Source organism: Paenibacillus xylanilyticus (assembly GCF_013359935.1).
GTDB classification, from domain to species: Bacteria; Bacillota; Bacilli; order Paenibacillales; family Paenibacillaceae; genus Paenibacillus; species Paenibacillus xylanilyticus.
Map to the genome: position 1 here is coordinate 43,264 of NZ_JABMCB010000134.1, position 7,869 is coordinate 51,132.

General features: G+C 46.4%; 4 protein-coding genes. 3 read left to right on the forward strand and 1 reads right to left on the reverse strand.

All coding sequences use genetic code 11. The annotated features are described in order from the left end of the window. The first annotated feature begins 132 nt into the window (after positions 1-132). On the forward strand, positions 133-2,043 hold the full coding sequence (gyrB, locus tag HP552_RS03245; protein WP_175394213.1) for a DNA topoisomerase (ATP-hydrolyzing) subunit B: 1,911 nt from the start codon (positions 133-135) through the stop codon (positions 2,041-2,043). 71 nt (positions 2,044-2,114) lie between these two features. Here the strand turns inward: gyrB and HP552_RS03250 are convergent, their stop codons facing one another. Next, the gene (locus HP552_RS03250) at positions 2,115-3,065 is read right to left on the reverse strand and encodes a YheC/YheD family protein (RefSeq protein WP_175394214.1); all 951 of its coding nucleotides are present in this window, start codon (positions 3,063-3,065) and stop codon (positions 2,115-2,117) included. Positions 3,066-3,491: 426 nt separating this feature from the next. Between HP552_RS03250 and gyrA the strand changes: the two genes are divergently transcribed. Both gyrA and HP552_RS03260 read left to right on the forward strand, forming a co-directional pair. Next, complete coding sequence (gene gyrA / locus HP552_RS03255) at positions 3,492-6,053, forward strand: DNA gyrase subunit A (RefSeq protein WP_175394215.1); 2,562 nt, start codon at positions 3,492-3,494, stop codon at positions 6,051-6,053. A gap of 229 nt (positions 6,054-6,282) precedes the next feature. Next, positions 6,283-7,389 (forward strand): HD-GYP domain-containing protein, encoded by a 1,107-nt coding sequence (locus HP552_RS03260; protein ID WP_175394216.1) that lies wholly within the window; start codon positions 6,283-6,285, stop codon positions 7,387-7,389. Positions 7,390-7,869: the final 480 nt, after the last annotated feature.

Sequence of the window (7,869 nt, forward strand, 5' to 3'; positions counted from 1 at the left end):
GTATAAGTATGCCTTCTGCTGCTTGTCTTTATTTGAACTGCTTGTTGAAGTTAAGGGCAGATGTCCATTTTCAGCATGCATTCTTAGTTAACGCATATTTACGATATTGAATCTATAGAAGTAGGTGGAAGCATGTCTATGAATCAACCGTCATATGGTGCAGATGAAATTCAGGTTCTTGAAGGACTGGAAGCCGTTCGTAAACGTCCAGGGATGTATATTGGTTCCACCAGTGCCAAAGGTCTGCATCATCTGGTCTGGGAAGTAGTGGACAACAGTATCGATGAAGCACTCGCAGGTTACTGCGATCATATCGAAGTTACTATCCATGAAGATAACAGCATCACTGTAGTCGATAATGGACGTGGAATTCCCGTAGGCGAACATGCCAAAATGAAACGTCCTGCACTTGAGGTCGTTATGACCGTTCTCCATGCAGGAGGTAAGTTTGGTGGCGGTGGGTACAAAGTATCCGGCGGACTACATGGTGTCGGTGTATCCGTCGTCAATGCTCTATCAGCAAAAGTTGTTGTCACCGTTAAGGTTGACGGCCATGTTTATCAACAGGAATACCGTCGTGGTGCTCCGCAGTATGACTTGAAAACAATCGGGACAACTGACGAAACGGGAACAACGGTTACGTTCCATCCGGATCCGGAAATTTTCACTGAGACGTTGGTGTACGACTACGATACTTTGCTTACCCGTATTCGTGAGCTGGCGTTCCTGAACAAGGGTATCGGTCTTACGTTGACGGATGAGCGCACAGGTGCCACCAACTCGTTCCTGTATGAAGGCGGGATTATCGAGTACGTCTCCTTCCTGAATCAGAAGCGTGAAGTGCTGCACGAGAATCCGATTTACGTTGAAGGCTCCAGAGATAATATCCAGGTGGAAGTTGCCCTGCAGTACAATGACAACTACACCGAGAATATTTATTCTTTTGCCAATAACATCAATACGCACGAGGGCGGAACGCATGAATCGGGCTTCAAGAGTGCACTGACCCGGATCATTAACGACTATGCCCGCAAAGCGGGTGTAATCAAGGACAGTACAGGCAATTTGTCCGGGGATGATGTGCGTGAAGGTTTGACGGCCATTATCTCGGTCAAAATTCCTGAGCCGCAGTTTGAGGGACAGACCAAGACGAAGCTGGGTAACAGTGAAGTGCGCGGTATTGTCGAATCCCTGTTTGCCGAGAAGCTTCAGGAGTTCCTGGAAGAAAACCCTTCGGTATCCCGCCGCATTCTGGAAAAAGGACTGCAAGCGGCTCGTGCGCGTGAAGCTGCACGTAAGGCACGGGAATTGACTCGCCGTAAGGGTGCGCTTGAAGTGAGCTCTTTGCCAGGTAAACTGGCCGACTGTTCCTCCAAGGATGCCTCGATCAGCGAACTGTACATCGTCGAAGGTGACTCTGCCGGTGGTTCTGCGAAACAGGGTCGGGACCGTCATTTCCAGGCGATTTTGCCGCTGCGCGGTAAAATTCTGAACGTCGAAAAGGCTCGCCTTGACCGGATTCTTGGCAATGCGGAGATTAGAGCAATCATCACCGCAATGGGTACAGGGATTGGCGATGACTTTGATATTTCCAAAGCGCGTTACCACAAAATTATTTTGATGACCGATGCCGATGTCGATGGAGCCCATATCCGGACTCTGTTGTTGACATTCCTGTATCGTTATATGCGCAAAATCATTGAGGCAGGTTATGTTTACATTGCCCAACCGCCACTGTTCAAGATTGAGCGCAATAAAGTTATTCGTTATGCCGGTTCCGAGAAGGAACGCGATGAAATTATCGCGAGTCTCGGCGAAAATGCGAAGTTCAATGTCCAGCGTTACAAAGGTCTTGGCGAGATGAATGCCGGACAGCTGTGGGAAACCACAATGGACCCTGAAAGCCGGACGATGCTGCAAGTATCCATCAGCGATGCCATGCTGGCGGATGCCATGTTTGATACCCTGATGGGGGATAACGTTGAACCTCGTCGTGACTTTATTCAGGAAAATGCTAAATATGTGAAAAACCTCGATATTTGACGATATAAGAATAGGCGCCTGCTGGGCGCCTTTTTACTTTCATGAGATGAACGGAACAAGTTATATAGGTGTTATCGGGCTCGACTTTTAGCTGTGGAAGAGGATGCTTGTGATTTGGTGGTATGGCGTGCTGGTTTCTTTTTTTTAGAGGGTAATCTGCCGTAAGCAATGGCATACCGCTTAATCTTGCGATAAGCCTCTTTGTCAGGCAACAAGCCAAAGGCGTAGATTCCAGGCAGTGTGTTGACCTCCAGAATCCAGGGTCGGCCAGTTTCATCCAGGGCAATATCGATACCGATCTCTTTAAGTCTTGGAAATGACTTCTGCAACTGAACGGCGGTATGAATACCGAGCCGGTATAGCTCGCTGCGAAGCTTCTGGAATCTGGATGTGTGGAGATGGGGCATTACCAGCTCTTCGAATGTGGCCAGCCTTCCTCCGCCATGAATATTGGTTATAATTTTTCCCGGTGCTGCGATTCTGCCCAGAATCCCCGTCGTTTCCCAATTGTTCTTCAGATTCTTTTGTGTAAGCACTCGTAAGTCGAACGGCAGTCCTTCATGTTTGAGGAGAGGAATACCTTGCTGAATAAGGTAAGTGTGTCCCTGAATACGCCCTTCCAGGGCTTTATGCAGTTCATCCAGAGAAGGATACAGCTCCTGTTTGGTGCCATATTGGAGCTGATATGATGTAACTCCGATTGAAGAAATCCCACTATCTTGATTGCTGGATTCGGGGAGGGAAGAGGCTGAGAGCAGATGGTCTATATCCTCAGTTCCCTTCTCCTCCGTATCGGAACCAGGGGACGATGGACTGAAGGTGTGAATTGTTTTTACTCGCATCACCCCATTACCGTAGGTTCCGTGATCTGGTTTAATATAATTGAGCTCGAACAGTTCGGTCATCCGTTCAAGGGTTTGGCGATTATATTGCCTTGTAACAGGTATATATTCGTTCACAGTACGGCTGCGCTGCAACACAACCGTTTTGGTCCATTTGCTAGAGACGCGCTGGATACTCAAGAAGCCACCAGTCCTTTCATGTTTTATTCGAGAGTTTTCTGGACAGCAGCAGTACGGAGAAATCAAAGGACAAGAGACGATATCAGTGGTATAATAGAGAAATATGACGTTTTGTGCGTTTTGCTGCACAAATGGTAGTTTGATCGTAGAACGGGAACGGCATCAGCCTTAATACACGCAGTACATGTGCCGCTTTTCTAGCATTGTATGTATAAACGGAGAGGAAGGCAGGGCTAATCCCCAGGCTCTCCAAAGTTCCCGGAAGAAAGGCTATTGCCCAGCGGACGTTTAATTGTGTAACTTTTGTGAAAGTAATATAATAAAGAGTAACGTTCTTGCGCGGTTTTAGCCTTGTTAGGCTTTTCACATACACTATTTTTAATGACTGATGGAACTGTTTGTTGAAGGACAAGAAGGAGGTCCAGCATGGCGGAAGAAATGAACTCGCAGATTAAAGATCGGGATATAGGCGTTGAGATGCGTGAATCGTTTATGGATTATGCGATGAGCATCATTGTTAGCCGTGCACTGCCTGACGTGCGTGACGGATTGAAGCCGGTTCACCGGCGTATTTTATACGCAATGTCTGAGCTAGGCATGACACCCGATAAACCACATAAAAAATCAGCCAGAATCGTCGGCGAAGTTATCGGTAAGTATCACCCGCATGGTGACTCTGCCGTATACGAAACGATGGTAAGGATGGCTCAGGATTTCTCCCTGCGTTACATGCACGTTGATGGCCATGGTAACTTTGGATCCGTGGATGGCGATATGGCAGCTGCGATGCGTTACACGGAGGCACGTTTGTCCAAGATTGCTATGGAAATGCTCAGAGATATCAACAAAGATACGATTGATTTCCAGCCTAACTATGACGGTGAAGAGAGCGAGCCTGTAGTTCTGCCAGCTCGTTTCCCTAACTTGCTTGTCAATGGTGTCGGCGGGATCGCAGTAGGTATGGCTACGAATATCCCTCCTCATAATTTGGGTGAGGTGATTGACGGCGTTCAGGCCATGATCAAAAATCCGGACATTACCTCCATGGAATTGATGGATTATATTCATGGGCCAGACTTCCCTACGGCTGGTTATATTCTGGGACGCTCCGGTATTCGCCAGGCTTACCAGACAGGCCGCGGTTCAGTTACGATGCGGGCCAAAACCAATATTGAGGAAAATAACAACAAGGCACGTATTGTTGTTACCGAGATTCCTTACCAGGTCAACAAGGCAAGACTGGTGGAGAAAATTGCCGAACTGGTTCGCGACAAGAAAATTGATGGTATTACAGACCTTCGCGATGAATCTGACCGTAACGGGATGCGCATTGTCATTGAGCTTCGCAGAGATGTGAACCCGGGTGTTGTACTGAACAATTTGTACAAGCATACGTCAATGCAGTCGACGTTTGGTATCAATATGCTGGCAATTGTGAATAAGGAACCGAAAATTCTGAACCTGCGCGAAGTGTTGTATCACTACCTGCAGCACCAGATTGAAGTTATTCGCAGACGTACACAATTCGAGCTGAAAAAAGCAGAAGCCCGTGCACACATTCTGGAAGGGTTGCGTATTGCCCTGGATCATATCGATGAGATTATTGCATTGATTCGTTCCTCGAGCAATACTGACGCAGCTAGAGAAGGTTTGATTGAGCGTTTCTCACTTAGTCATGATCAAGCTCAAGCAATTTTGGACATGCGTTTGCAGCGCCTGACAGGTCTGGAACGGGAACGCATTGAGAACGAATATAACGAACTCATGGTCAAAATTGCGGAATACCGTGAAATTCTGGCCAACGAGCATCTGGTACTCGATATTATCAGTGAAGAACTGCAAGAAGTTCGTGAGCGCTTCGGCGACGAACGCCGCACAGAGATCACCATTGGGGAAGAGAGCATTCTAGATGAGGATCTGATCCCGCGTGAAGAGGTGATTATCACTATTACGCACACGGGCTACGTGAAGCGTCTCCCGGTGTCAACCTATCGCAGTCAGAAGCGGGGCGGACGTGGAGTTGTGGGCATGGACACGAAGGATACCGACTTTGTCGAGCATCTATTCGTAACCAACTCTCACAACTACCTCATGTTCTTTACCGATAAGGGTAAAGTGTATCGTCTGAAAGCTTACGAAATTCCAGAGCTTGGACGTACAGCCCGGGGGACACCGATTATCAACCTGATTCAGATTGAGCAGGGAGAGTCGGTTAACGCCGTAATTCCGGTGCAGGAGTTCGAGAGTGACAAGTATCTGTTCTTCGCTACCCGCCAGGGTGTTGTGAAGAAGACACCACTTGAGGATTACACCAATATTCGCAAAGGCGGTCTGATCGGGATCTCCTTGCGTGATGACGATGCTCTCATAGAGGTTAAGCTGACGGATGGCCAGCAAGAGATCATTATGGGTACTTCGCACGGAATGTCTATCCGCTTCTCGGAAGGTAATGTTCGTTCCATGGGACGGAGTGCAACCGGCGTGAAGGGGATTACACTGGATGAAGGGGATGTTGTCATTGGCATGGACGTAGTCGATCAAGAGCTTGATGTTCTGATTGTTACGGCCAAAGGTTATGGTAAACGTACCCCTGTCAGCGATTACCGCATGCAGACTCGTGGTGGTAAAGGGATTAAAACCATTAACGTCACGGAGAAGAATGGTGCAGTAGTCAGTCTCAAAATGGTTAAAACGGAAGAGGATCTGATGATTATCACGTCCAGTGGTACATTGATCCGCATGAGTATGGAAGGCATATCCACTATGGGTCGATACACACAAGGTGTGAAACTGATTCATATTCGTGATGAGGATGCCGTAGCCACAGTCAGCAGGATTGACAAAAATGAAGATGAACCAGATGAAGAATTGCTGGAAGGACTGGAAGCAGGAGATGCGGAAGGTTTGGAAGGTTCCCTGGTGAGCCCGAGTGAAGATACAGGTACGGATGTAGAAACCGAGGGCGACGATTCTGATTCTGAAGCATAAAATGGTTTATAGCTTTATCAATTGTATGAAGTGGTTGATATAAGAGTATATAGAAATAAGGGGTTCCCATTTGGGAGCTCCTTTTTTCGATTGTATCGTTCTGATATAAAAATATAGGAATATAGGATGTACAGCCTGATTTATGAGTAATATAATGGGAAATATCGTGAAAACCGGGACTATGGTCTTGTTTACCATTATAGAAGAACGAAGAGTGAGGAGAATAAACATGGGATTAATTACCCTGTCTGAAGTCAAACCTGGCCTTAAACTGGGGAATGACGTACATACTTTGCGCGGCAACGTGTTATTTCAGAAAGGCAAAGTCATTTTGCCCAAGGATGTGGAAGTCCTAAGAGCTTTTATGATTCATGAGGTCGATATAGAACAGGAAAGAATCGGAGCGAATGGGGCAGGCACAAAGGCTGCAGCTGCATCAGGTAGTGAGAAGAACGGGGATCGAACGGGTAAAGGCAGTAGTGCCGTCTTAGCCCCTGCAGTGCCTTCCCTCCATGAAGAGTATGAGAAGATGGTGGGATTAACCAAAAGTGCTTTTCTGTCCTCTCTGGCAGCTGAATTGCCTGTATATGAGCTTCGTACTCAGCTTGAAGCCTTATTTGTACATCTTAAACAATATAATGTGCTAACTTTCAGTCCGCGCGTGATGCAGGAGCATGATTATGTCTATCACCATGCAGTACTTAGTGCGATGACCTCGTATCAGTTGGCTCAATGGATGGATTTACCCTCCAAGGACTGGATGCAGGTGGCTTTTGCAGGACTATTCCATGATATCGGCAACAGCAAGGTTGACCCGCAGATTCTCCATAAACCATCTACATTGACTCCATCTGAGCAAGAGGAGATTAGGCAGCATACCAAGTATGGCTATCAGGTGCTGAAACAGGCCAAGGCCATTAATGAAGGAGCAAGACTTGCAGCTTTGCAGCATCATGAGAAAGTCGACGGTTCAGGTTACCCACTGCAGCTGAGCGGGACACAGATTCATATCTATGCCAAAATCGTTGCAATTGCAGATATCTTCCATGCCATGACCCTAAAGAAAATTTATCGGAAGGCACAGTCTCCATATCTGGTTCTTGAGCAAATCAAAAGCGAGGCATTTGGCAAATTGGATCCTGCTATCGTAAATGTATTTATACAGCGTTCAACACAAATCCATAATGGAATTCGAGTTAAACTAAGCAACAACCAGATTGGGGAGATCATTTTCTCCGATCGGGACCACCCGACACGCCCAATGGTTTCTGTGGAAGGAACGATAATTAATCTCATGCAGCAGCGGCAGCTTCATATTCAGGAAGTTATAGGCTAACTAAACAAATAGTTATTATAGAGGTAGGGTCATTCCGATGGGAATGGCTCTTTTTAATGAGCTGCATGTGAGATATTGCAGGAAGCTAGAGGGGGGATCATATATTCATGTGGCAAGGCGTTTATAAGTTTGAAGGATTAAAATCTTTTTCGAAAAAAGACTTGCATAAAAAATCTGTACATGGTATATTCTAATTCCGGCCAAGAAAACACGAGAAACACGGTGCGGTAAGCAAACCAAATAAGCTTCGAAAGAAACTTAAAAAAAGTGCTTGCTAAATTGGTTCGGACGTGATAAGATATAAAAGTTGCTGAAGAGAACAACACTCGGATGCAAACGAAGTTTGATCTTTGAAAACTGAACAACGAGTGAGTAACGATCTTGCTTGCAAGATCAAAATTGAGATTTTTAATCTCGTCAGATTCAAAATGAGCTAATCGCTCTTTTCAATACTTTATTGGAGAGTTTGATCCTGGCTCA

What these genes read in the sequence shown, in the direction of transcription:
- gyrA (WP_175394215.1), top strand. Translation starts at nt 3,492, where the DNA reads ATGGCGGAAGAAATGAACTCGCAGATTAAAGATCGGGATATAGGCGTT.
- gyrB (WP_175394213.1), top strand. Translation starts at nt 133, where the DNA reads ATGTCTATGAATCAACCGTCATATGGTGCAGATGAAATTCAGGTTCTT.
- HP552_RS03260 (WP_175394216.1), top strand. Translation starts at nt 6,283, where the DNA reads ATGGGATTAATTACCCTGTCTGAAGTCAAACCTGGCCTTAAACTGGGG.